Consider the following 25,612-nt stretch of genomic DNA (forward strand, 5'->3'; position numbering starts at 1 on the left):
GGAGATAAACTTTATTTACGCCAAAAGGCGGGGGTGAACAGAATAAGCAGAGTAAAAATTTCTAAACGTCCTAGCAACATTGCTAAGGAACAGACCCATGTTTGAAAATCAGTAAGACCACCGTAATTCGATGCTGGGCCCACCTCGCCTAAACCCGGCCCTGCATTATTAATACAGGCAACAATCGCAGTGAAGGCGGTGATGTAGTCTAAGCCACTGAACATTAAAACGAAACCCAAGACAATCACGCTGGCAATATACACAAACACAAAAGCCAATACGGATAACACGATTTGGTTGGGTAATACCTTGCTGTTGATTTTTAGCGGTACAACAGCGTTTGGATGGAGTAAGCGCAGCATTTCCGAGGTGGTTTGACGTAATAACACCAAGTTACGCGCCATCTTGACCCCACCGCCGGTTGAGCCAGCACAACAGGTAATACAGGACAACACCAAAATCCACATTGGTGCTAGGGTAGGCCATGCGCCAAAATCGACACTGGCAAAGCCGCTATCGGTGGCAATCGAAATCAGATTAAAGCTGACATGACGTAAGGCGGTAGGGAAATCGTATAAGCCATGACGGTAAAGATAGTAACTGAGCAAAAGAATGCTGCCCGTCACCAATAGCAACATCGCTTTGACTTCACTGTCTTGCCAATAGCTGCGTAAAGAGCGGCTGCGCCATGCAACAAAGTGCAAGGTGAAATTCATGGCAGCCAACAACATAAAAAACGATAACACCAACTCGATTTCCAGCGAGTTGTAGAAACCGATGCTGCTGTCTTTAGTCGAAAAACCGCCGAGGGAGAGCGCGGCAAAAGCATGGCACACCGAGTCAAACCAATTCATGCCTGCAAAATGTAAACAGACGGCACATGCCAGCGTGAGCGCGCTGTATAACACCCACAGATTTTTAGCTGTGGTCGCGATGCGCGGTGTGAGTTTGCTGTCTTTAATCAAACCGGGCATCTCGGCTTTATACAGCTGCATCCCCCCCACCCCCAGCAATGGTAATACCGCCACCGCCAGCACAATAATCCCCATGCCGCCTAACCAATTCAGGAAGTGTCGCCAAAAGTTAATCGCCGGTGGCAGGGTATCCAAGCCAGTTAATACGGTAGCGCCGGTGGTGGTTAGGGCGGACAGTGCCTCGAAATAGGCATCGGTAAAACTCATCCCCGGAAAATGCAATAAAAACGGCGTGGTGGCTGTGGCCGAGAAACCCAGCCACAGCAAAGTGACCAAGATAAACCCATCGCGGGGTTTCAGTTCTCGTTCATATTGGCGAGTGGTGGCCCATAAAAATAAGCCAATGGCCAGCCCGACAAACGTTGACACTAAAAAATCATCCACTGTGCCATCACGGTAATACAGCGATACCAACACTGGGAAGACAAACATACAAGAAAACAGCATCACCAGTTTGGAAAAGACATGAGCAATCGGCAGGATTTTGTGCATGATTATAAGAATCCAAACTTCACTTCTAACAGTTTCTCGACCTGTTTCGCTTGGCGGCGGCGAGAGACAAAGATAATCAGATGATCGCCGGATTCAATGACCAAATCATGATGTGCCATTAATACTTCTTCACCGCGTACCACCGCGCTGAGATAACAGCCTTGTGGCAGCGGTAATTCATCGACACGACGGCTGACAATGCGTGATGTTTTGCGATTGCCATGTACCACGGCTTCAATGGCTTCAGCCGCCCCACGTCGCAGGGGATGGACAGCTTCAATATCCCCTCGGCGGATGTAGGCTAATAATGAGCCGATGGTAGATAAATGGGGCGAGATCACAATGTCGATGCGGTTGCCTTGTAACAAATCGACATAGCTGGTGCGGTTGACCAAGGCGATAACGCTGCGTGCGCCTAGCCGTTTGGCAAGGAGAGAGGACATGATATTGTCTTCGTCGTCATTGGTGATGGCGACAAACACATCCATCTCATCAATATTTTCGTCCTCGAGCAATTCCTCATCGGTGGCTTCGCCATTCAAAACCAAAGTATGTGACAGATTCTGCGTCAGCCATTCGCAACGTGGCGTGCGGTTTTCGATGATTTTGACTTCGTAGCCATCGTTTTCTAGGCGAGAGGCCAAGCGAAAACCAATATTCCCCCCGCCGGCAATCATCACCCGTTTAATCGGTTTTTCCGTTTTACGCAGTTCACGCAACATCGCGGGAATAAAACGCCGTGAGGCAATAAAAAACACCTCATCATCCTGTTCAATCACCGTATCGCCATCGGGAATAATCAAACGATCACGGCGATAGATGGCAGAAATACGACATTCGGCACGCGGTAGGTCTTCACGGATGCGGCGCAGTGGCCGTTCAACCAATAAACCGCCCTTTAGGGCCTTGACTACGACCAATTGAGCACGCCCCTCGGCAAAATCGAGTACCTGTAGTGCACCGGGGTATTCAAAGAGCTGATAGATATTGTCGGTAACAATTTGCTCGGGACAAATCGAAGTATCGACACTAAAGTAGTTCAGTGCTTTGTTGTCGCCATATTCCATATAATCGGCGGCACGAACACGGGCGATTTTGGTGGGGATATTGAATAAGTCTTTTGCCAACTTACACGCAACCAGATTGGTCTCGTCATTGCGGGTGAGGGCTAACAGCATATCGCTGTCGTCGGCACCGGCGGCGGCTAACACCGAAGGGTGGGCGGCGTTACCCACTAAGGTTTGAATATCCAGCCGGTCGCGCAGTTGTTTAAGCACGACTTCATCTTGATCGACTACCGTAATATCGTTGGCGTCATTGGCAAGATTTTCTGCCACCGTTGAACCGACTTGCCCACCACCAAGAATCAGAATCTTCACGTCATTTGTCCTTCAATGACCGAGGCCACGCACACGATCAGGTTGAGCGTGCACAAAAATGGCGCCCATTGTACTGAGCAAATCGGGGCTTTGCGAATGCCTTGCGCCGCTTTGTGGCGTAAAGATGTTGCAGTGCAGCGTTTTAGCCCAAACCGAGGCCAGAAATATCCCGCGCCAAGCGCGCCGCAGCGTTATCGGTTAAGCCACCAACAAAATCCAGAATCGCCATATAAGCCGCATACAAGCCTTGCTCTGGATTGAGAGGATAGTCTAATAAGCTCAACTCTGCCCGTTGGCGGGTGGAAATATCGCCTTTGGTGCAGAGCTGATGTGCGGCAGGGACTAATACATCAAGCAAAGCGGCAAGGCAGGGATAGGCAGCAATTTCCATCACTTGTTTGTTGCGATGGCGATAAATGCGGCGGCTGGCAAAGTCTTTCGCCGCTGCAACAGTGGCTCCCACGGGTTCGCTGGCCAGTTCTAATAAATCGTGGGCTGGCAGATCGCCGGCTAACAAACGATCATGATGGCGCATAAACACGTCAGCGATATCAACAACACAATGTCCCACCGCCATGCCGCGCAGCATGGCACATCTTTGCCGTACATCGGGTTCATGCCACACCCGTTCGGTATCAACCAACGGCGATAGCAAACGCTCGAATTCAATCGCATCTAGCCATCCCATTTCGACCGCATCTTCTAAATCAAGAATGGCATAGCAAATATCATCAGCCGCTTCCATCAGATAAGACAAGGGATGTCGTGCCCATCGGCGTGGTTGATATTCTGGCAACCCAAGCTCTTGTGCCACTGTGCGGAAATAGGCCAATTCGGCTTGATAAAGGTTGAATTTGCCGCGTTTGCCACCGTGCTCTACCGCCCAAGGGTATTTAATTAAGCTGCCAATGGCTGCAGCGGTTAAGCGCATTCCCCCTGCATGACGATACATTTCCAGCGTTGAAACCATACGCAGGGTATGGGCGTTGCCTTCATAGGTTTGAATATCCAGCCGCTGTGCCGGCGGTAAACTGGCAAGCCAATGGGCATGGCGTGGTTGTCGAAACCAATCGCGAATGGCTTCTTCGCCGGTATGGCCAAACGGCGGATTGCCAATGTCGTGTGCCAAACAAGCGACTTGCACCACGTTACCAATATCAAAAGGCGTGTTGTGGGGTGGCAGCTGTCCCCCTGCTTGCAACATGGCACCGACCCGATTGCCTAGGCTGCGCCCAACACAGCCGACTTCCACACTGTGGGTGAGGCGATTGTGGGTATGGTCGTGAACGGCAAGGGGATGGACTTGGGTTTTCCGTCCTAAGCGCCGGAAGGCACTGGAGAACACCACACGGTCGTGATCAACATGAAAATCGCTGCGTAAACCATCATGGCCGGGCAAGCTGCCATTGTTTTTCGCCGGCAACACCCGCCCACCGCGTACTTTAAAACGGGTGGTGGAGAGCAACTGTGTCCAGTCCATGACATGAGGCATCACTGATGAGAGGTGGAAGATTGGCTGTGCTTGTGGCTTTGCTCCGCTGGGCTGGCGCTATAGGTGCTCCAACCGCTTTGTGTTTTGGGCAACTGTTTTGGCTTCAAATGCTTGTGCATATACGCTTTGGCAATGAAATGCGCTGTAATCGGTGCTGTGAGAAATAAAAACAGCGAAATCAATACCTCATGGATAGAGACATGGCCTTCCAAGGTGAGGAAATACACCATTGAAGCCACCAACGCCCCCCCGACACCCAAGGTAGTGGCCTTGGTTGGCGCATGGAGGCGCGTCATCAGATCGGGGAACTTCAACATGCCATACGAACCCACTAAGGCAAAAATAGCACCCAATACGATGAGGCCAGAGATAAGCAATTCATGAATCAAATGCACGGTAATTCCTTAAACTGGTCAAATTATTCAATCACATCGCCGCGCAAAATAAATTTGCAATAGGCAACGGTTGAGACAAAACCAAACATGGCAAATAACAAGGCCGCTTCAAAATAGAGGGTGGTTTTCTCGTAGATACCATACAAGATAATCACTGCAATTAAGTTAATCACCATCGTATCGACCGCTAAAATGCGATCCATATCAGTTGGGCCTTTGATGGCGCGCCAGATATTCATCAGTAAGGCCAATGACAAGGCAAAAAAACCAAAATGTAGGGCGTAGTCAATCATGGAAAATCTCCTGTAACCGAGCTTCATAGCGTGCCTTCATGCCGGCAATCGCTTCAGCTTGATCGCTGACATCCAAACAATGCACCAACAGGCTGCGACCATCAGCCGACAAATCACAACTGACTGTGCCGGGGGTCATGGTGATGGTGCCGGCAAAGGCGGTAATCGCTTCAGGCGAACGCACGCTCAGTGGAATTTCCAACCAACAGCTTTGCAGGCTGTTATTGCGCCGAAACAGAATAATCGCCGCAACCTGAATATTTGCCACCACAATATCCCACATCACCAACAACACATAAGCCATGGCTTTACCGTAATGGCGGATTTTAGGTCGTTCTGGCCATAAGCTGTGCGTCAGCAGGGGAATGCCCCAGCTCAAAAACAGTGCTAAGACGGCATGGGCCAGAGAGAGGCTATTTTGTAGCAACATCCATACAACAAATAAGGTGAGGCTGAGTAAGGGATGGGGAAAATGGCGTTGTCGCCAACTGCGTTTTGGCGTGGTCGAGGCCATCGTTATTGTCCTCCTTGGGGAAACAACACGGCATTGATATAGAGCTGTGGTTGATAGAGCTGTTGTGCGGTTTGGCTGAGGTAGTCATGTACCCCACCGGCACCCACGGTGAGCGCAACGATACCACTCAATAACAAACCAACCGCCACCCACGGCAAGACCGAATGTGACACGCCTTCCGCTTCAATTCGTCCTTGTTGCGCGGTACTTTTCCAAAACAAGGTGCTACCTGCACGGACAAAGCCAATAATCCCGAGCAAGGCAGTGGAAAGGAGTGCTAAATAGACATCGAAGGCGTAGGGGGTGGGCCATGCACTTTGTAAAATCAACAGTTTACCGAGGAAGCCTGATAGAGGGGGTAAGCCTGCCATTGCAATCGCTGCGACAAAGAATGCGGCGGCTAATAGGCTGCGGTGAGCAAAGACCGGCGCTACCGTCAGGGCATCGCTATGGTGACCCCGTCGTTCGCGCACTAAGTCGGTGAGTAAAAACAATGCTGCTGCCGCCAAGGTGGAATGCAACATATAGTAAAGCGCGGCAGCGGTAGCCGTTGGTGTGAATAACGCAATGGCTGTCAGGACTGTGCCCATCGAGCCAATTACGCTAAAGCTGGCCAATTGTCCTAGCCGTTTTGCCGCTAATACACCCACTAAACCCAAAGTCAGACTCACCATTGCCGCAGGCAATAACCATTCTTGTGCCAACCATGCCGAGGCACCCGCTTGTGCACCAAAGGCCAACACATACAACCGTAAAATGCAATACGCTCCAACTTTGGTCAAAATCGCAAACAGCGCAGCGGTGGGCGCCGGTGCTTGGGCATAGGTATCTGGTAACCAGAAATGCACCGGCACCAATGCCGCTTTGACGCCAAAGACCAATAACAATAACAACGCACCCACTTGCAATAAGGCCAAATCATCACTGCTGACCTGTGGCACTTTGAGGGCTAAATCAGCCATATTGAGTGTGCCGGTGACGGAGTAAATCAACCCCACTGCAATCAAGAATAAGGTCGAGCCAACCAAATTCACAATCACATATTGCACCCCTGCACGCAGTCGATCTGCCCCGCCGCCGTGTACCATGAGGCCATACGAGGCAATTAAGAGAATTTCAAAGAAAACAAATAGGTTGAAAAAGTCACCTGTAAGAAAGGCACCGTTAATCCCCATCAATTGGAATTGATAGAGAGCATGAAAATGACGCCCACGGCGATCCCACCCTGCCATGGCATACAACAGCACAACGGTTGCCAGCACGGCGGTTAATACCAACATCACCGCCGATAAGCGGTCGAGCACTAACAAAATCCCAAACGGGGCCACCCATGCACTTAGGGCATAGGTTTGTGGCCCGCTATCGGCTTGCTGTAACAGGCCTACGCTAATCGCGATAAGGGCAACACATCCTGCTAACGATAAAATCCGCGCCAAAACATGATCGATACGCCCCAGCATAATCAGCAGTGGGCCTAATACCGCCGGCAGCACAATTGGCATAATCAGCCAGTGATTCATGCCTCCTCCTTGTTCTGTTGTGCGCCATCCACGTGGTCAGAGCCGCTTTCCAAATAGCTGCGTAATGACATCACCACAATCACTGCGGTCATCGCAAAAGAAATCACAATCGCAGTCAACACCAACGCTTGTGGTAACGGGTCGGTATAGCCTAGGGCGGTATCACTTAAGATCGGGGCTTGATTGATTTTCAACCGACCGATAGCAAACAAAAAGATATTGGTGGCGTACGATAACAAGGCCAGTCCTAACACCACCGGAAAGGTGCGGCCACGCAATAAGAGGTAAATCCCTGCGGCGGTTAAGACGCCGACAGCTGAGGCAACTAAGGCTTCCATGAGGGGTCCTTCTGCAAGGGGTGGGATGGATCACAATCCATCGCCGCTTGATTGACGGGGAGGGCTTCGGCGCGGCGTCCAATTTGTGACAGTTGAGACAACGCCAACATGGTGGCACCCACCACTACCGAGAACACGCCTGCATCGAAGAACATCGCAGACGCAATATGAATCTCGCCCAATGCCGGTAGATCAAGATGCAGCACACTGCTGGTTAAGAATGGATAACCAAATAACCACGAGCCAATACCGGTTAAGCCGGCCAACAACACGCCCGAGCCAATCATCGCATGGTAATCAAGGCGGATTTTCTGTGCCGCCCAACCAAAGCCACTGGCCATGTATTGCATGATTAACGCGACGGATACCACTAAGCCAGCGATAAAGCCGCCCCCGGGGACATTGTGACCACGCAGGAAGATAAACACGCCAACTAACAACGCCAAAGGCAACATTACGCGCGCCGCGACGACGAGCATTAGTGGGTGCCGATCCGCCGCACGGGCTTGATCGGGTAGCCATTGTGCCAATCGTTTGGCCGCACTGCCGCCATGTAAGGCGCCATCTAACAAGGCAAAAATCAGCAGAGCAGCAATGCCCAACACAGTGATTTCGCCATAGGTATCAAAACCACGGAAATCAACCAAGATGACGTTGACCACATTGGTCCCTCCCCCACCCGGCAGCGATTCAGCAAGGTAGTAGTCAGATAGGGTGGTGAAATCACGAGTCAGGAACGCCCATACCAATGTGGCAATACCAACCCCTGCGGACGTGGCTAACAAAATATCGCGCCCTTTACGGCCAAACCCACTTTCTTTAGGTGTGGTTTTGGGCAAGACATTTAATGCTAATAACATCAGAATCACAGTCACTACCTCAACCGAGATTTGGGTCAAGGCCAGATCGGGCGCTGAGAGATAGACAAAGCCGACACACACCACCATGCCAATCACCCCGACCATAATCAGGGCCAACAGTCGTTGATGATGTAACCACACGGTTAACAGACAACCGAGGATCAATAACAGCCAAGCGGCGATGGCGGTGGGATGGGCAGGCAGTAACTCGCGGCTACCGGCGCTTAAACTGCTATTCATAAACGCGCCATAGCCGACAACCACGGCTGCACCCACCATCCACGCCAAATAGCGTTGCAATGAACCATTGTGTAAACCGTGACTTGCCATCTGTGCAAGCTGCACCAAACCCTTGATCCAGACTTGGAACATCGCTTTTGCATCAGGATGTGGCCCTGCCTCCCATGCCGAGCGGACTTTGCGATAGCTGGCCAACAGGCTTAAACCACCGATCAGCGCGATCACACTCATCCATAATGCAGGCGTCACACCATGCCAAATGGCCAAGTGATAATCCGGCAAGGCACCGCCAATCACCGCTTTGGCACTGCTGGCAACCAATGCACCGGCAAAGGTTTGTGGGAATAAGCCAATTAAAATCACCAAACACACCAAGATCGCTGGCGGCAACCACATACCCAGCGGTGGATCATGTGGGTGATGGGGATAGTCATGGCGTTGTGGGCCAAAGAACACATGCACGATATAGCGGAAGGAATAGGCCACCGAACACAGTGCAGCGAGCGTGGCGATGATTGCCATGAGCCACGGTTGGTCTAACCAAGCGGTTTGTGCCACTTGTTCTAACATCATCTCTTTTGACAAGAAGCCATTGAGTAAGGGCACTCCTGCCATCGATGCAGCGGCGACCATGGCTAAGGTCGCTGTAATGGGCATCAAATGCCACAGTCCACCCAGTTGTTTGATGTCGCGGGTGCCTGTTTCATGATCCACGATGCCTGCATTCATAAACAACGCAGCTTTAAAGGTCGCGTGGTTGATGATGTGGAACACTGCGGCGACAGCAGCCATTGGGCTACCCAACCCCAACAAGAGTGTAATCAATCCAAGATGGCTGACCGTCGAAAACGCCAATAGCCCTTTTAAGTCATCTTTGAACAGCGCAATCCATGCCGCAACCAACATGGTGATCAGACCTGTGGTGGCGACGAGATAGAACCATTCTGGTGTGCCCGACAACACCGGCCATAAGCGCGCCAACAGAAAAATACCGGCTTTGACCATCGTGGCCGAGTGCAAATAGGCCGATACCGGTGTTGGGGCGGCCATCGCATGGGGCAACCAAAAATGGAAAGGGAATTGTGCCGATTTAGTAAAACAGCCACCCAGAATCAGTAACAGTGCGGGCAAATAGAGAGGGGAGGATTGAATTAACTCGCGGTGTTGTAACATCACACTGAGGTCGTACGAACCGACAATATGACCGAGTAACATCAACCCCGCAATCAAACTTAAACCACCCGCACCCGTGACTGTCAGGGCCATGCGTGCCCCTTGTCGTCCCGCTGGAAGATGTTTCCAATAACCGATCAGCAAGAAAGAGGACAAGCTGGTTAATTCCCAAAATACCAGAATTAACAGGATATTATCTGACAACACGATGCCAAGCATCGCCCCTTGGAATAACAGCAAATAGGTATAGAAGCTGCCCATATTGTCCTGTTTTGACAGGTAGAAACGGGCGTAAAAAATCACCAATAAGCCAATACCAAGGATCAATCCTGCAAATAACAGACCTAATCCATCAAGCATAAAAGAAACCGCAAGCCCCAGTTTAGGCAACCATTGCCAACTGGCGTGCAAGGTTTCACCTTGTAACACGGCGGGTGCTTGAAAGATCAGTAAAATAAAAGCCGCTAGGCTAAAAGTGAAAGTCGCTGTGGCGCAGGCATTTCGCCCTGCTCGTAGTAACAAAGCAGGAAACAAAGCACCTATAAAGGGCAGCATGACAATCAGGGCAAGACTCATGATTAGACTGTCCTGGCGTGTAAACAATAACCACGCAGTGCGAAAGCACTGCACAACAAGGGGCGAAGTATAACCGCCGTGGCAAACAAGTTGCTATGCAAGCATAACGGGTGTCGTTGACAGACAGCGTTCCAATGACACTAAGAGCAAACGTCGCGGAAAGGCCATTTTTGTTTTAACCTTGCTGGCTTTAATTCTGCTTAAGACACGTTAATTATGCATATTCATATCATTGGCATCTGCGGCACATTCATGGGCGGCATTGCTGCATTGGCACGGGCAGCAGGGCATACCGTTACCGGCTGTGATGCCCAAGTGTATCCTCCCATGTCAACCCAACTGGCAGCACTGGGGATTGATATCACCCAAGGCTTTGCGGCCGATCAACTGGATGGCCTTGATGCCGATTGTTATGTGATAGGCAACGTTGCCAAGCGAGGTATGCCAGTGATTGAGGAAATTCTCAATCGGGGTTTACCCTATACCTCGGGGCCGCAGTGGTTAGCCGAGCATGTATTACAGGGCTTGTGGGTGTTGGCTGTGGCTGGGACTCACGGCAAAACTACCACCACGGCCATGTTGACGTGGATTTTAGAAGAAGCAGGTTTAGCACCGGGGTTTTTAATTGGGGGTGTACCAGAAAACTTTGGTGTGTCGGCACGTTTGCCACAGACACCACGGCAAGATCTCAACAGCCGGAGTCCGTTTTTTGTGATTGAAGCCGACGAATACGACACTGCCTTTTTCGATAAACGCTCAAAGTTTGTCCACTATCATCCGCGTACCGCGATTTTGAATAATCTTGAATTCGATCATGCGGACATCTTCGCCGATTTAGCAGCGATTGAAACACAATTTCACCATTTAGTGCGGACTGTACCGAGCCAAGGTAAATTGATCGTCAATGGCCAAGCCCCGAGTTTAGATCGGGTATTGGCGCGTGGTTTGTGGTCGCCGGTGGAATATTTTGCTGAACAAGGTGGGTGGATGGCTGGCGAGGCCGATGCACAGGGACATTTTAATGTCTGGTATGCCGGTATCAAACAAGGGCGAGTGGAATGGGACTTGCTTGGCGAACATAATCGCCATAATGCGCTGGCGGCGATTGCTGCTGCCCGCCATGTGGGTGTTCCGCCTGCCCAAGCGATTGCTGCCCTAGCGTCTTTCCGTAACGTCAAACGGCGGATGGAAGTGCGCGGCGTGGTTGCCGGCGTGACGGTTTATGATGATTTTGCCCACCATCCAACGGCCATTGCGACGACTGTTGCTGGCTTGCGTGCTAGGGTTGGGACACAAGGGCGGATTTTGGCGCTACTCGAACCCCGTTCGAACACCATGAAATTGGGTACCTTAAAAGATGCCTTAGCCGCAAGTTTGCATGAAGCCGATCAGGTGTGGTGTTATCAATATCAATTGGGTTGGGATGCGGCGGCGGCATTGGCCCCTTTGGGAGAGAAAGCGCGCTGTTTTGAATCATGCCCTGAATTAGTGGCTGATGTGGTGCGTGTTGCTCAAGAAGGTGATCATATTTTGGTGATGAGTAATGGTAGTTTCAACGGTATTCACCAGCAATTGCTAGACGCATTAGCTAAGCCAAAAAATTAAGCTAAATTGGTAGTGGGTGCTCAATGATTTGCCAAAAAAATTGCCAATTTGATATTAGGCAATTTTATGTGAATTGCTGCAGCAGGTCGCGCCTATAAAGTTAAAAATAGCTTAAAATCGCGAAAAGTATCCTTATTTCCCGCGAGGACGCGGAAATTGCCTAATTTCTTGGGAATGTTTTATGCCCACTACCTATCGCTATCGTTTTCTGGCCTCTCCCGCACTGGCGCACTATGCGGCGTATCATCTAGCCAAACCCCACGCTAGCTGGCAAGCCGAGGCCTCTTTGCGTGAGTTGGCTCACCATGTCCCCGGCGTGGTGTACCTCTATTTACTGCGTCCGAATGGGAGTTCTTGTTTTCCGTATGCCAGCGAAGGGATTTTTGATGTCTACGGCGTCACGCCGCAACAAGTGGTTGATGACGCTTCGCCGGTTTTTGCCGTTTTAGATCCCAACGACCTCGAACGCATTCGACAATCGATTCAAGCATCCGCCGAGAGTCTGTCAATTTGGCATCTTGAATATCGTGCTCACCATCCAACCAAAGGCTGGATTTGGTTAGAAGGCCGTGCCACGCCGCGCCGTTTAGACGATGGCTCAGTGTTATGGCATGGTTTTATTGCCGACATCAGCCGCCGCAAACATCACGAAGCGGTGTTGGCTGAACAAGCTCGTCAGTTACAAGCATCGAATGCCGATTTAGAACAGTTTGCCTACGCGGTGTCGCACGATATGCGACAACCGTTGCGGATGGTCAGTAGCTATCTACAGCTATTAGAACGCAGTCTGAGTGGTCGTTTACAAGACGACGAACAGGAGTTTCTTGCTTTTGCCCTTGATGGTGCGCGGCGAATGGACAGCATGATTGTTTCATTGCTGGAGTATTCGCGGGTTGGCCGTAAAACCTCGCCCAAACAGTTGCTTTCTACCCGTGAGACTTTAGATGAGGCGCTGGCTTTTTTGCAGCCTGATATTGTTCAAGCTGCTGCCAGCATTACCGTACAGGGTGAGTGGCCACAAGCCACTGTCAGTCGCGATGAAATGGTGCGGTTATTTCAAAATTTGATCGGTAATGCCTTGAAATATCATGACGTTGCACAGGCACCGATTATCCAAATCAACAGCGCCTGCCAAGAAAAGACATGGCGGGTGTCGGTGCGTGATTATGGAATTGGCATTAACCCTGCCCATATTGATCGTCTGTTTAAAGTGTTCTCTCGCTTACAAGCCCGCTCACGTTTTGAAGGATGTGGAGTGGGATTGGCGTTGTGCCGGCGGATTGTGCAACATCACGATGGCGAAATTGGAGTGCATTCTGAAGGCGAAGGTCTTGGTGCCACTTTTTGGTTCTCACTCCCCTTGCTGCCAACTGACGCAGAGAAAGAGGACTTGTGCTGACGCTATTGCGCGCCATACGGTGGCTGATGGCTGTGTTGTTGGCCGTGATGGCTATTCCTGTTCAGGCTGAACCTGCTTTTCGTGATTTTTTCGATAAACATCCATTGGTGATGTTGTTAATTGAACCGAAATCGGGGGAAATTCGCGACGTGAACACCAGTGCGGTAGCGTTCTATGGCTATCACCGCGAACAGATGCTGAAGATGAAGATTGACGAAATCAACACCTTGAGCCCACAGCAGATTGCTGAAGAACGACTCTTAGCGCTCAAAGAAGGACGCAATCACTTTATCTTTCGCCATCGTTTACAAAATGGTGATTTCCGTACCGTTGAGGTGTTTTCGCGCCCTTATGCCTTTGATGGTGAAGATCTCTTGCTATCTGTGGTGCATGATGTCTCGACCCGCCGCCAAAGTGAACCTGCGCTGTGGAATTATCAGAACCGTCTTGAACAGATGGTGAATGAAAAAGTCAAAGAAATTCGCGAACAAGAACAACAATTCTACAACTTGCTGTATTTCTTTTTGTTATTACAAGCGGGCTTGATTATTGCTTTGTTGTATAACATTTACCGGCGCCGCCTACTGAATGCCAGTTTGAAACAACATGCCGAAGCATTAGACCACGCCAATCAAACATTGCGCCGTTTTGCAGAAGTGTCGGCCCATCATTTAATGGAGCCGATTCGCCGTTTAGATAGCTACGCCCAATTCTTAAATAATGCGCTGAGTAAAGAGCTGAAAGATGAAGACAGCCTGTTGGCACTGCGCTTTATTCGTGAAGGGGCCCATCGTTTGCGCCATTTAGTGCGTGATATTCAGCTCTATTTAGCTGCGAGCGAGCCGCGTGGTGAGATGCGACAGCAGGATGTCACCGAGGTCGCTCATGAAGTGGTGCAGCGATTAGGCAACCAAATTTTACAAAAAAATGCGAAAATCGAAATTGATGTTTTGCCAAACTGCGTATTAGATCGGCCTCGTTTGCGTGATGTGTTGAGTATTTTGATTGAAAATGCACTGAAATACACGGAACCCTCGCGTCAACCCTGCATTACCCTCTCCGGCAAAATGACAGCCAATCGTAGCCAATATCGCATTGCGGATAATGGTATTGGGATCGAGCCAGAATACCGTCTACGGGTCTTTCGAGCGTTCGAGAGGGTGACGGTACAAGATGATAATTCACATACCGGCGTGGGTTTGGCGATTGTGCAGCGCATTGTGGAAAGTGCCGGCGGTCGCGTTTGGATTGAAGAGAACATGCCACATGGCACGGTGGTGATTGTTGAATTGAAGAATACTTTAGGATAAATGATGTTAATGAGCCCACCACCGGTTGAAATTTTATTAGTCGAAGATGAATTAGCCGATGCCCACTTGGTAAAAATAGCCTTGCGTGAAGGTCATGTTTTATCAAACTTGCATCATGTACTCGATGGGGTGGAAGGGTTGGCTTTTTTACGGCGTGAAGGGAAATATCAAGCAGCACCCACGCCAGATCTTATTTTATTGGATTTGAATATGCCGCGCATGGATGGCAAAGAGTTCCTGCGTCATCTCAAAGCCGACCCCACCTTAAACAGTGTTCCCGTCGTTGTGCTCACCACTTCTGATGTCGAACGTGATATCACGGCTTCTTACCAATTGGGTGCCAGTGGTTACATCACCAAGCCGGTCGATATGGAACAATTTATCCAAGCGGTGAAGCAAATAGAAAACTATTGGTTTACTTTGGTGAAATTGCCAAAAGTGAACTAGACTGGGCAGCTTTGCTGTGCAGTACGGCAAGATACGTAGGGGGAGAAATGGACGGGCAACAGCAAAAAAATATCCATGTCTTATTGATTGAAGACGAGGCCGGTGATGCTGGTTTAATTCGTTTTGCTTTGCGTCAGGCACAACATGTGTCATTTCAAGTGACATGGATGAGCTGTTTGCGTGAACTACATGAATGGGAACAACACCCTCGCCATGGCGATGAGATGTTCGACATCGTGTTGTTGGATTTGAACTTGCCCGATTCATTTGGTTTACAGACCATCCAAACGGTACAAGCGTTATTAGACGGGGTGCCGGTGGTGGTTTTAACCGGCCATCACGACACCGAATTTGCCCTACAAACCCTCGAAGCCGGTGTGCAGGACTATCTTTTAAAAGAGAATATCGCTGCCGACCAACTCGAACGCGCCATTCGCTATGCCCTCAGCCGCCATGAGCTAGAACAAGCGTTAGAAGCCTCACGAGAACGGATGCAGCTGGCGTTGGATGGCGCTGGCCTTGGGACATGGGATTGGACCATTGCGTCCGACCAGCTGTTAATCAATTCACGCTGGCGCACGATGTTGGGTTATCAAGATGACTCAACCATCGCCAATATTGAAACCACGGCCGCTTGGCGGGCGCTGATTCATCCAGAAGACCGCCCTCGAGTCGAAGCGGCACTGTTGGATCATCTCGAAGGGCGTAGCCCAATCTACGAACAAGAATACCGCATGTGCCATGTGGCTGGACATTGGGTGTGGATATTCAGCAGTGGCCGTATTTTGCAGCGTGATAAACATGGCCAGCCACTGCGCGCCGCCGGTATTCACCTCGATATCACACAACGTAAATTGGCCGAAATGCGTCTGCATCTGCTGCATACCGCACTAGAAGCCGCCGATAATGCGATTGTGATTACTGATACCGACGCGGTGATTGAGTGGGTCAACCCCGCGTTTGAAAAACTCACCGGCTATTCCGTTGGCGAGGCGATGGGGCGTAAGCCGAAAGAGTTGGTGAAATCGGGTCATCAAGACGAGGAATTTTATCGTGCCATGTGGGACGCCATTCTCAATGGCCAATCATGGCGTGGTGAATTGCTCAACCGGCGCAAGAGTGGTGATCTGTACCACGAAGAAATGACCATTACACCGGTATTGGACAACCACAGTAAAATCACCCATTTCATCGGCATCAAACAAGACATTACACAACGTAAAGCCCTAGAAGATGAACTGCGTACCTTGGCCAGCACCGATACCTTGACTGGCCTACCCAACCGGCGAGCCTTTATGTCACGGTTGGAAATGGAATGGCAGCGTTGTCGTTGTTTTCCAGATAGTTCTGTCGCGGTGTTGATGTTAGACCTAGATCGCTTTAAGCGAATCAACGACACTTATGGTCATGCCGGCGGTGATGAGGTATTAAAACACTTCGCCTCTTTGCTGATGCATGAACTGCGTTTGAGTGATATGGCTGGCCGGTTGGGTGGAGAAGAATTTGCTGTGTTGTTAACCGGTATTACCCCTGATGGCGCCAAAGCGTATGCCGAGCGTTTGCGTCAAACCATTGCCACCACCCCAACTCCATCACAACCACCGATTGCCTATTCTTCAAGTATCGGCCTGACGTTGATTCACCCTTGTGATGTCAGTGCTGATCAGGCGCTGTTACGGGCGGATGATGCCTTATATCAAGCAAAAGCCAATGGGCGAAATCGGGTGGAAGCTTTGTTTGTAGGTTAACTCAGATGTGAGGGTGTGGCGGAGAGCACCACACCCCGCCCGTTTTTAGTCGGCAGTTTCTAACCAACGGCGCGCACTGGCACTGTCGTCAAAATACTGCACTTCGGTATGGGTGAACAGACCTGCCAGATGAGCGGCAAGCTTCATCCAAGTGTCGCTGACAGCGACGGCGATGCGGTGGAAGTCGTGTTCATGGGCGCGCATAAATTTCAATTCTTCCAGTGCCATGTCGATGGTGAAATCCATCACTTGAGTCAGATCGACCAATACACTGGGTTTTTCCCCTTTTTGCACGCATTCCAACACTGCTTGTTCCATTTCCTTGAAATCATGCAGCGTGAATTCGCTAAATAAGCTGACGTCAAGGCCGTATGGGGTATGTTCTATGGTAATCATCTGGAGTGTCCTTTGCCTGTTGATGGCCATCGCCAACGCTTACAGCATGGCCGGAAATTCAACAACAGGCAAGGGGGGCCACTAGATTGACCAACTGGGTTTGCGGCGCTCGACAAATGCCTGTAACCCTTCTTGTGCTTGGGCTTGTTGGCTATTTTCTGCGGTAAGCGCAATCAGCCGTTGTTGTACGGTTTCATCTAGACGCGGGGTTTCTAATTCATGTAACAGCCGCTTGGCCGCTGCAATTGCTTGTGGGCTGTTATGTTTGACATGTTGAATCAGCATATTGACTGTGTGATCGAGTTCATTCGCAGCGACAATTTGGTGAATCAATCCCAGTCGTTTGGCCTTGCGGGCATTAAAGCGTTCAGCGGTTACGAAATAGCGGCGGGTGGCGCGGGTGCCGATGGCGCGTTGCACATACGGTGCAATCACCGCAGGTGCCCAGCCAAGTTTGACATCCGAGAAACCAAATAAGGCCTCTGGTACGGCAATTGCCACATCTGCACACGCAATTAATGCCAACCCCACTCCAAAGGCCGACCCCTGTACCCGCGCAATCACCGGTACGGGAAGTTGATCGAGTCGTGCCAAGAGGCGTGACAGTTCGGTGGCTTCGGCGCTAAAGGTCTCGGCATTGGCGTGTTGTGACAGTTGTAACAGCCACTCATTTTCAAACCCAGTGGAAAAACTCATCCCTTGTGCCGCCAAGACCACGACGCGCAGTGCGGTCTCTTGCTCAAGCTGATCTAAAGCCGTATTCAATGCTTGCATCAATGCCGCACCGAAAGGATTGTGAAGATCGGGCCGAGTCAGGGTGAGCGTCACAACACCATCTTGGCTGTGATAACGTAAAACCTGTTCCATCATGCGTCCTTTATGCAGAAAAACGGGCAATGCTCAGCAAACATAGCATGTCTGTGTCCACGCAATGATGAAGAAATCATGTCAAATCGGCTGGTGGATATCCCGTGCAATTTGGCCATCGACCAGATTGATTTCACGATCTGTCCGCGCAGCCAAACGGGGATCATGTGTCACAATCAAAAATGTCACCCCATCTTGTTGATTGATGCTGCGCATCAGTTGGAATACTTCATCGGCTGTTTGACTGTCTAAATTGCCGGTTGGCTCATCGGCCAACACCAGACGCGGTTGATTGGCAAGGGCTCGCACAATCGCCACTCGTTGTTGTTGACCACCCGAGAGCTGAACCGGTTTTTTATGGGCGTGGGCAGCAAGACCCACACGCTCAAGCAAAAACAGGGCCCGTTCTTCCATCGCCCGAGTGCGTTTCCCCTGTCCAGCAAACATTGGCATCAGTACATTTTCCATCGCGCTAAACGCCGGCAGCAGATGATGAAACTGAAACACAAAACCAAGATAGCGATTGCGTAATGCGGTGCGTTGGTTATCGTCGAGCGGCGAAGTGGCTTGTTCGGCAATCAGCAATTCGCCTTGGCTGGGCCGTTCTAATAGGCCCATTAAATTGAGTAAAGTCGATTTACCCGACCCTGACGGCCCTGTTAAAGCAACAAATTCACCCTCTTGCAGGCTGAAATCAATGCCGTGTAATACCTCAACAATGGGGGCATTGCCCCCACCGTATTGTTTACGAATCGCCTGTAGTTCTAGCACGTTAGCCATAGCGAATCGCCTCAACAGGGTCTAAACGCGCTGCTCGTCTGGCTGGCGCCAAGGCCGACAACACCCCGACCAAGGTGGCGGTCAACGCGGTACTGATAAACAGCTCTGGTGATAAATCAACTGGGAATAAGGGTGTGCCATCTGGTTGGGCTGCTAAGCGAGAAAAACCACTGGCAATCGCCGCACCAAGTAGAGAACCAGCGGCAGAACCGACTAAACCGACCATCCCGCCTTGCAACAAGAAAATCCACATAATGCGCGAAGAGGGGGTGCCCATTGCCCGTAAAATGCCAATCTCGCGTTGTCGTTGCACCACCGACACCACCAGCACACTGGCGATGCCGAATGCCACAGCGATCATCACAAATACCCGAATCATGGTGCTAGAGGCGCGTTGGCTGCGTAGTGCTGTCATCAGTTGGGCATTGCTTTCAATCCAACTTTCGGCTTTCAAACCGGTGCGGGCGGCGACACGCAAGGCGGTTTGGTCGGCATGAAATAGGTCATCGACAGTTAAATACAGCTCGGTAATTTCCAGCGGATGACCTAATAACGACTGCCCCGCTCGTAAAGGCAATAATACCCAGCGCCGGTTGAGGTCTTTCAAACCGAAGTCCAAAATCCCACTGACTGTGAAACTTTCCTCGCGATCTCCACCAGCATCAAAGCGCAACCGATCACCAACCTTTAACCCCAAATCTGCTGCCAGTTCCACCCCAATCATCACCGAGCCATTCGGTAGCGCCAACCGACCTGCCCGCAGTTTTTCCTGTAACGGCACAATGCGTTGATAATCGTCGAGCTCCACCCCCATCAACGAGACCGATTTACGCACCCCGCCTTTTACCGCAAACGCTGGGCCACTGGCCAATGCAGCACTGTGTTTGACCCCCGGGGTGGCAAGGGCCAGATCACGGCTGGCAGTCCAATCACGCAATGTGCGTTCGCGTTGGGTGCGTTTTTGCACATCACTTAACACCCACGGCTGATTGACCACTGCGCGGTTATCTTCATCTGCTGGCCGTAACACAATATGGGCTTGTGTCGAGAGGGTTTTGTTAATTAAGTTGGCTTGTAAACCGTTCACAATCGCCGTGATATACACCACCACCGCCACCCCCAACGTGACACCGCTGAGAATGAGCACGCTTTGAAAACGGCCTTCTCGCAACAAACGCCATGCCACCGTCCAGATAAATTGCATCAGCTTGCCTTTGTTGCGGAGAGGGGTTCGGGATGGATAGTTTGCCCTGCTTCGAAAATCAGTGGGCTATTAACGACCCAATCGCCTGCCTTCAAACCCGAAATAATCTCGACCCAACCACGGCTGCTGAGGCCAATTTTGACCGAGGTTTTTTGCAGCTGGTTTTGTTCGACCTTCCACACCCACGGTTCTGTTGCACTGTCACGAATGGTTTCCTGTGGCAATAACAAGGCCTGTTGCCGTTGGCCAAGAATAATCTCAGTCGATACTGTCATGTCATGCTTTAAAAAAGCCGGCGGCTGTGGCAAGGCCAGTTTCACTTCTAAGATGCCGCGTTCACGGTCAACTTGCGTGGCAAGCTCGCGGACTGTGGCATCAAAAGGCTGATCGGGGAAAGCATCGGCCACCACTCGCGCCGGCTGTCCAACCCGCAGGCGAGCAAGGTAACGCTCATCAGCATCCACCCGCAATTCCAATGGCCCAGCGGCAGCAAAGGTCAACGCCGCTTTACCAGCGGTCAATAAGTCGCCTTGTTCCACCAGTTGCTTTACCACGCGCCCAGCTTGGGGCGCTCGAATCACATATTGCGCCAATTTACGTTCAGCCAGTGCCACTTGCGCTTCAGCTGCCGCAAGGCGGGTTTGTGCCAGTTGTAAGCTTTTCTGTGACTGATCGAGGGCGGCCGCGCTGATAAAGCCCGCACGCGCCAATTGTTGCTGGCGGTGGTGTTGACTGTTTGCTTCGGCAAGGGTGGCGGCCGCTTCGGCGAGATTGGCTTGATTGCGAGCCACTTCGGCTTGGGCTTCGCTGTCATCGAGTTGCAATAAGGCGGTACCGGCGCTGACCTCGCTGCCTTCAGCAATGGGGGTGGCTACAACGCGGGCGGTAAGGGTGCTTCCGAGGGTGGATTCGATTTGCGCGGTGACACGGCCACTGGCCAGCAGGGTTTGCGTGATGTCTTGTGTGAAAACCTGACTGACGGCCACTGTAGGCCCTTGCCACACTCGCCAGCCCCATCCTGCCGCTAACAACATCGCCAGCAATACCAGCCATAACCACCACGGAAGACGATTTTGCATAACTTACTCGATGACAGAAACGTGAAAACGACCTTCAAATACCAAGGCAAGTTCCCCGTTAGGTTTGATTTCGGCTGTGAGGGTTAAGCTGGCGCGGCCTTTATGCTGTAAGCGGTGCCAAAAATCAGCCCAATCGCTTTCGCTTGGCGCGAGTGCCTGTACCACAAAATCCTCTGCCACCGGTGCCAAAAACCGCTGTTCCGCCCGCGCCACGACGACCACTGCACGCAGGTTATTGGCGGCTAAGCGACCACTGAGATAACTCCATGCCGCCACTGTTGCCGCTGTCGACAAACTGCCACCAAAGGCAGTGCCTTGGTGATTGTGGTTGGGTGCCAAGGGCAGTTGTAGGGTAAGCCCCTGTTCTGAGGCGGTTTGGACGCTGAGCTGCATGGCAGCGGTCAGCGGAATATGGTGGTGCAAATAGGTGGTCAATGCAGCTGCGCTTGGCCAACAGCCTAAGGCTAACTCACAGGATGAGGTGATGGTGTTCAAGAGGGACCTCGTTGCAGCCATGTGCCACGGTTATGCCACACCTCGGGGGCGAGGTGGCACAAACGCCACATGGCCAAAAGATTGGCAAGGGAAATACACAGCAATAGCAGGGCAATACTATGGGTCAGGGCTAACAGCGCCATACTGAGCGCTGCCGATACCACCATATACAGCCCATTGATAATGTTGTTGGCGGCAATCGCTTGGGCACGGAAATCTTCTGGGCTGGCAGTCTGCAGCCAAGTGTAAAGCGGGACGGTGAAAAAGCCGCCGGCAATCCCAATCCCGAGAAAATTCAGCAAACTGCGCCAATGTTGTGCTTGGTTGAGAAACTCGCTTAGGCTGAGTAAATGATGCGTCGGGGTAAGCGATTGCACCGAAAAATATAAATCCACCCCGAACACGGTCATGCCAGCCCCACCCATTAACACCAAACCCAATTCCAAACGACCCCGTGACAGCTTGGCGCACAAAATGGACCCAATGGCGATGCCGAGTGAAAAGAGGGTAAGAATTAGGGTGTAGACCGAGGCATCACCCTGTAAATGCAAACGGGTAAAGGTTGGCATTTGTGTGGTGTAGGTGGCACCAAGCAGCCAAAACCACGAAATACCCATAATCGAGGCCGAAACCTCGCGATATTGCTTGGTGGCGCGCAGTAATTGTCGGGTATCACCGATGATGTTGTAAGACACGGTGAGATGTGGCGCGGCGGGGGGAGCAGGGGGCAAAAATAGGCTGGCCAGCCAACCCAACAACGCCACGGCTAATAAAGCCAAGACGCTGCTGCTATCGCCATATTGCATCAACAGTGCACCCCCCATTTGCCCAATCAAAATGGCAATAAATGTCCCCATCTCGATCAGCCCATTGCCGCCTAATAATTCATTGCCTTTGAGATACTGTGGTAACACGGCATATTTGACGGGGCCAAAAAACGTGGATTGCGCGCCCATCAGAAATAAAGTGAACAGCAATAATCCAACATGCTGCTGTAAAAACCCCCATGCAGCCAGCGCCATAATTACCAATTCCGCCACTTTGGTCAGTTTGGCAACCTGTGCTTTATCGTATTTTTCTGCCAAGCGGCCAGCCGTGGCTGAGAACAAAAAAAACGGCAAGATAAATGCCGCTGAGGCAAGGTTGACAATTTGTTCGGGCGGCAAACCTGCAAAGTGTAGGCCGGCGTAACTGACCATCACCAACAACGCGGTTTTCATTAAATTGTCGTTTAATGCGCCAAGAAACTGCGTTAGGAACAGCGGCAAAAAACGACGTGAGGCAAAAAACGCAAAAGAGGTGTGCTGCATGGTTTTAGCCTATTTTCGCGTTGAAGGTTGATCGTCATCATCCAATAAAATGCGATGACCGGGGCCTTCCAAATCATCAAACTGGCCCGACCGTGTTGCCCACCAAAAAATCACGCCAATCACGAACACCAAGACAATACTCAGTGGGATTAACAGATACAGGCTTTCCATGATTCCTCTTTCTTGTTTAGCGGGGCTTGCGTTGTAACAGCCGCAAAGCATTACCCACTACCAATAATGAACTACACGCCATCCCCAAACTGGCAAGCCACGGCGTTAAATAACCCGATACTGCCAGCGGCAAAGCCAATAGGTTATATCCCACTGCCCACCATAGATTTTGTCGCACAATCTGTCGTGTTTGCCGCGCTAAGTGCAATGCAGCGGGTAGCGCGGTCAGTTGTTCCCCCGGCAAAATCATGTCGGCGCTGGCGCGGGCGACATCCGTGCCATTGCCCATCGCCAATGACACATCTGCCTTGGCCAATACCGGCGCATCATTGACCCCATCACCGACCATTAACACCCGTTTCTGTTGTTGCTGTAATTGGGCAACATAATCGAGTTTACGTTCTGGCGTGGCTTCGGCGTGCCATGTGCTGATACCGAGTTGCTCGGCTAAGGCGGCAACTGCACTTTGGCGATCACCCGACAACAGATGTAACTGCAAACCTTGTTGCTGTAACTGTTGCAACATCGGTGCGGCGTCATCGCGTACTTCATCACCCAGCGCATACACCGCCAGCCACCCTTGTAATTGACTGCCTAAGGCCACCACCGTGGCGTGAGCGGGGGCATCCCATGCGGTGTTTGGCATCGGGCCACATAACTCACTGATATAAGACAACGTACCTAAACGCAGGCAATCACCCTCAGCGCTGTAACCTTCTAAACCACTGCCAACCCGATTGGTTACTTCTAAAAAAGTGGCTGCTTCGACTGCGCCAACATGCTGCAATAGCGCTTTGGCCAGTGGATGTTCCGATTGTGCTTCGAGGCCAGCGACAAGGCGGTGGATGGCGTCATTGTCTGGTGAAAACAGATATTGGCTAAGCACCTGCGGCGTGCCATAGGTCAGGGTGCCAGTTTTATCAAAGACCACATCGGTGATCTGTGGCAGGGTTTCGAGCGTATGGCCTCGGGCAATTAAAATCCCTCGTTGTGCTAAGGTGCCGGTGGCAGCCGCAAGGGCCGCCGGTGTCGCAAGTGACAGCGCACAGGGACAAGACACCACCAATACCGCCACGGTAATCCATAACGCTTGTTCGGCATCACGTTGCCACCACCAAACAAAGGTCAATACCGCGACCACCAACAAAACACTGATAAACCATGCGGCAAAACGGTCGGCCAGTACCGCAAGGCGGGGTTTTTCAGCAAGTGCATGATCGAGCAAACGCACAATGGCGGCAAGGCGGGTGTTTTGGCCGGTGTGTGTGGTGCGAATACATAACGGGCTGTCTAGGTTTAACGTACCAGCAATCACCGCTTCGCCTTCTTGACGCGCAATCGCTTGGCTTTCACCCGTTAATAAGGCCTCGTTTAAGCGGCTGTGGCCTTGCACGATGATGCCATCGACAGGAATGGTCTCACCGGCTTTTACCAACACCACATCATCAATACGTAGGCTGGCGACCGTGGTTTCTTGGCTGTGTGGTTGCGGCCATTCGGGTAGGCGATGGGCGAAAGCGGGGACAAGTTTGACCAGACTTTCGGTTGCCGCACCAGCGCGGCGGCGGGCCATACCTTCTAAATAGCGACCACCCAGTAATAAAAAGACGAACATCGACACCGAGTCGAAATAAATACCGTGTTCGGTGCGGCTAAGCAGGGCATAGCTTGAGGCAATAAATGTCACCAAGACCGCAATGCTGACTGGGGTATCCATGCCAACCCGTTTGGCTTTTAAGTCGCGCCATGTGCCTTGATAAAACGGCCACGCCGAATACACCACCACCGGCAGGGTTAAGGCAAAACTGGCCCAATGTAATAACCACAGGTATTCAAAGGCGATTTCGCCATCTTGTGCGATATAAACCGGTACGGCATACATCATCACTTGCATCATCGACAACCCTGCAACCCATAGCCGATTGATGGCACTTTTACGATTTTTTTGTGCCAGCTGTTCTTGACGTTCGCTGTCGTAGGGATGGGCACGGTAACCGATGGCGCTGATGGCTTGCAAAATATCTGACAACACCAACCGCCGATTGTCCCAGCGGACACGGGCACGATGGCTGCTGTAGTTAATTTCAACCGATAACACCCCATCCAGCCGTTTGAGATGTTGTTCATTCAGCCAGATGCAGGCGGCACAGGTGATGCCTTCTAAAATCAGCGCTGCTTCGCGAATATCCGCGTTGCTGTCCTCGCTGTTTTCTTGGCGGACAAAGCTGGCTTGTACGTCGCTTTGGTCATACAGCTTAAGTCGTTCTAGCCATTCTTCTGGCAAGGCTTGTACCTTACCCGCCTGTTGCTGTCGGTGTTGATAATAATCGCCTAAACCGCTTTCAATAATAGAGTGAGCCACCGCTTGGCAACCTGCACAGCAGGCTCGGTGGGTATGCTCGCGGTAGCGAACCGGATAATCGGCATCTGCCGGAACAGGCAAGCCGCAATGGAAGCAGGAATCTGACATGCTTGCGATTCTAACCGAAAAGCGCGCAAAAAAACGGCCCACGCGAAGTGGGCCAAAACAGGGTCAATTCTGATGCAATACCAAA

23 protein-coding genes are annotated in these 25,612 nt (G+C 51.3%); 5 read left to right on the plus strand and 18 right to left on the minus strand.

All coding sequences use genetic code 11. The features are described from left to right. Positions 1-11: 11 nt before the first annotated feature. The 9 genes from ACTBZS_RS00780 to ACTBZS_RS00820 form a co-directional block, all read right to left on the minus strand. A complete protein-coding gene (locus tag ACTBZS_RS00780; RefSeq protein WP_463043007.1) occupies positions 12-1,466 on the minus strand; it encodes a TrkH family potassium uptake protein in 1,455 nt (484 codons plus the stop codon). 2 nt (positions 1,467-1,468) lie between these two features. Beyond that, complete coding sequence (gene trkA, locus ACTBZS_RS00785) at positions 1,469-2,845, minus strand: Trk system potassium transporter TrkA (RefSeq protein WP_022654421.1); 1,377 nt, start codon at positions 2,843-2,845, stop codon at positions 1,469-1,471. A gap of 142 nt (positions 2,846-2,987) precedes the next feature. Continuing rightward, a complete protein-coding gene (locus ACTBZS_RS00790) occupies positions 2,988-4,325 on the minus strand; it encodes a deoxyguanosinetriphosphate triphosphohydrolase (RefSeq protein WP_022654420.1) in 1,338 nt (445 codons plus the stop codon). Positions 4,326-4,336: 11 nt separating this feature from the next. Beyond that, the gene (locus ACTBZS_RS00795) at positions 4,337-4,732 is read right to left on the minus strand and encodes a Na+/H+ antiporter subunit G (RefSeq protein ID WP_460429532.1); all 396 of its coding nucleotides are present in this window, start codon (positions 4,730-4,732) and stop codon (positions 4,337-4,339) included. A 23-nt stretch (positions 4,733-4,755) separates the two neighbouring features. Beyond that, on the minus strand, positions 4,756-5,025 hold the full coding sequence (locus tag ACTBZS_RS00800; protein WP_022654418.1) for a K+/H+ antiporter subunit F: 270 nt from the start codon (positions 5,023-5,025) through the stop codon (positions 4,756-4,758). After that, positions 5,018-5,539 (minus strand): Na+/H+ antiporter subunit E, encoded by a 522-nt coding sequence (locus ACTBZS_RS00805; RefSeq protein ID WP_022654417.1) that lies wholly within the window; start codon positions 5,537-5,539, stop codon positions 5,018-5,020. The genes ACTBZS_RS00800 and ACTBZS_RS00805 overlap by 8 nt, the downstream gene beginning before the upstream one ends. Positions 5,540-5,541: 2 nt before the next feature. Beyond that, positions 5,542-7,059: a monovalent cation/H+ antiporter subunit D gene (locus ACTBZS_RS00810; protein WP_463043008.1), complete on the minus strand. Its 1,518-nt coding sequence runs from the start codon at positions 7,057-7,059 to the stop codon at positions 5,542-5,544. Beyond that, positions 7,056-7,397, minus strand: a complete 342-nt coding sequence (locus ACTBZS_RS00815; RefSeq protein ID WP_022652593.1) for a Na+/H+ antiporter subunit C — start codon at positions 7,395-7,397, stop codon at positions 7,056-7,058. Before ACTBZS_RS00815 ends, ACTBZS_RS00810 begins: the two co-directional genes overlap by 4 nt. Then, positions 7,385-10,246 (minus strand): monovalent cation/H+ antiporter subunit A, encoded by a 2,862-nt coding sequence (locus ACTBZS_RS00820; RefSeq protein WP_460431102.1) that lies wholly within the window; start codon positions 10,244-10,246, stop codon positions 7,385-7,387. The genes ACTBZS_RS00815 and ACTBZS_RS00820 overlap by 13 nt, the downstream gene beginning before the upstream one ends. A gap of 213 nt (positions 10,247-10,459) precedes the next feature. On the opposite strand from ACTBZS_RS00820, the gene mpl reads away from it, so the two are divergent. The 5 genes from mpl to ACTBZS_RS00845 all read left to right on the plus strand — a co-directional run bounded on the left by mpl (position 10,460) and on the right by ACTBZS_RS00845 (position 16,755). Further along, complete coding sequence (mpl, locus tag ACTBZS_RS00825; protein WP_463043024.1) at positions 10,460-11,851, plus strand: UDP-N-acetylmuramate:L-alanyl-gamma-D-glutamyl-meso-diaminopimelate ligase; 1,392 nt, start codon at positions 10,460-10,462, stop codon at positions 11,849-11,851. A gap of 181 nt (positions 11,852-12,032) precedes the next feature. Then, the gene (locus tag ACTBZS_RS00830) at positions 12,033-13,250 is read left to right on the plus strand and encodes a sensor histidine kinase (protein WP_460431101.1); all 1,218 of its coding nucleotides are present in this window, start codon (positions 12,033-12,035) and stop codon (positions 13,248-13,250) included. Next, the gene (locus ACTBZS_RS00835; protein WP_463043009.1) at positions 13,244-14,560 is read left to right on the plus strand and encodes a sensor histidine kinase; all 1,317 of its coding nucleotides are present in this window, start codon (positions 13,244-13,246) and stop codon (positions 14,558-14,560) included. The genes ACTBZS_RS00830 and ACTBZS_RS00835 overlap by 7 nt, the downstream gene beginning before the upstream one ends. 9 nt (positions 14,561-14,569) lie before the next feature. Next, on the plus strand, positions 14,570-15,007 hold the full coding sequence (locus tag ACTBZS_RS00840; RefSeq protein ID WP_463043010.1) for a response regulator: 438 nt from the start codon (positions 14,570-14,572) through the stop codon (positions 15,005-15,007). 47 nt (positions 15,008-15,054) lie between these two features. Next, a complete protein-coding gene (locus ACTBZS_RS00845; protein ID WP_463043011.1) occupies positions 15,055-16,755 on the plus strand; it encodes a sensor domain-containing diguanylate cyclase in 1,701 nt (566 codons plus the stop codon). A gap of 45 nt (positions 16,756-16,800) precedes the next feature. Here ACTBZS_RS00845 and ACTBZS_RS00850 read toward each other — a convergent pair whose 3' ends face one another. The 9 genes from ACTBZS_RS00850 to ACTBZS_RS00890 all read right to left on the minus strand — a co-directional run bounded on the left by ACTBZS_RS00850 (position 16,801) and on the right by ACTBZS_RS00890 (position 25,527). Further along, a complete protein-coding gene (locus ACTBZS_RS00850; protein ID WP_460431097.1) occupies positions 16,801-17,151 on the minus strand; it encodes a SpoIIAA family protein in 351 nt (116 codons plus the stop codon). An 81-nt stretch (positions 17,152-17,232) separates the two neighbouring features. Continuing rightward, positions 17,233-18,021 carry an enoyl-CoA hydratase-related protein gene (locus ACTBZS_RS00855; RefSeq protein ID WP_463043012.1) on the minus strand — a complete coding sequence of 263 codons (789 nt, stop codon included), beginning with the start codon at positions 18,019-18,021 and terminating at the stop codon, positions 17,233-17,235. Positions 18,022-18,099: 78 nt separating this feature from the next. Next, complete coding sequence (locus ACTBZS_RS00860; protein WP_022652584.1) at positions 18,100-18,798, minus strand: ABC transporter ATP-binding protein; 699 nt, start codon at positions 18,796-18,798, stop codon at positions 18,100-18,102. Continuing rightward, positions 18,791-20,002, minus strand: a complete 1,212-nt coding sequence (locus tag ACTBZS_RS00865; RefSeq protein ID WP_460431095.1) for an ABC transporter permease — start codon at positions 20,000-20,002, stop codon at positions 18,791-18,793. The genes ACTBZS_RS00860 and ACTBZS_RS00865 overlap by 8 nt, the downstream gene beginning before the upstream one ends. Beyond that, on the minus strand, positions 20,002-21,081 hold the full coding sequence (locus ACTBZS_RS00870; protein ID WP_463043013.1) for an efflux RND transporter periplasmic adaptor subunit: 1,080 nt from the start codon (positions 21,079-21,081) through the stop codon (positions 20,002-20,004). Before ACTBZS_RS00870 ends, ACTBZS_RS00865 begins: the two co-directional genes overlap by 1 nt. A 3-nt stretch (positions 21,082-21,084) precedes the next feature. Continuing rightward, positions 21,085-21,576, minus strand: coding sequence for a YiiD C-terminal domain-containing protein (locus ACTBZS_RS00875; protein ID WP_463043014.1), 492 nt, complete (start codon positions 21,574-21,576; stop codon positions 21,085-21,087). Beyond that, on the minus strand, positions 21,573-22,886 hold the full coding sequence (locus ACTBZS_RS00880) for an MFS transporter (protein ID WP_463043015.1): 1,314 nt from the start codon (positions 22,884-22,886) through the stop codon (positions 21,573-21,575). Before ACTBZS_RS00880 ends, ACTBZS_RS00875 begins: the two co-directional genes overlap by 4 nt. A gap of 9 nt (positions 22,887-22,895) precedes the next feature. Further along, positions 22,896-23,057, minus strand: coding sequence for a cbb3-type cytochrome oxidase assembly protein CcoS (gene ccoS / locus ACTBZS_RS00885; RefSeq protein WP_022652579.1), 162 nt, complete (start codon positions 23,055-23,057; stop codon positions 22,896-22,898). Positions 23,058-23,073: 16 nt separating this feature from the next. Continuing rightward, the gene (locus ACTBZS_RS00890) at positions 23,074-25,527 is read right to left on the minus strand and encodes a heavy metal translocating P-type ATPase (protein WP_460431091.1); all 2,454 of its coding nucleotides are present in this window, start codon (positions 25,525-25,527) and stop codon (positions 23,074-23,076) included. Between the last annotated feature and the right edge of the window lie 85 nt (positions 25,528-25,612).

The organism is Aquaspirillum sp., assembly GCF_055136605.1.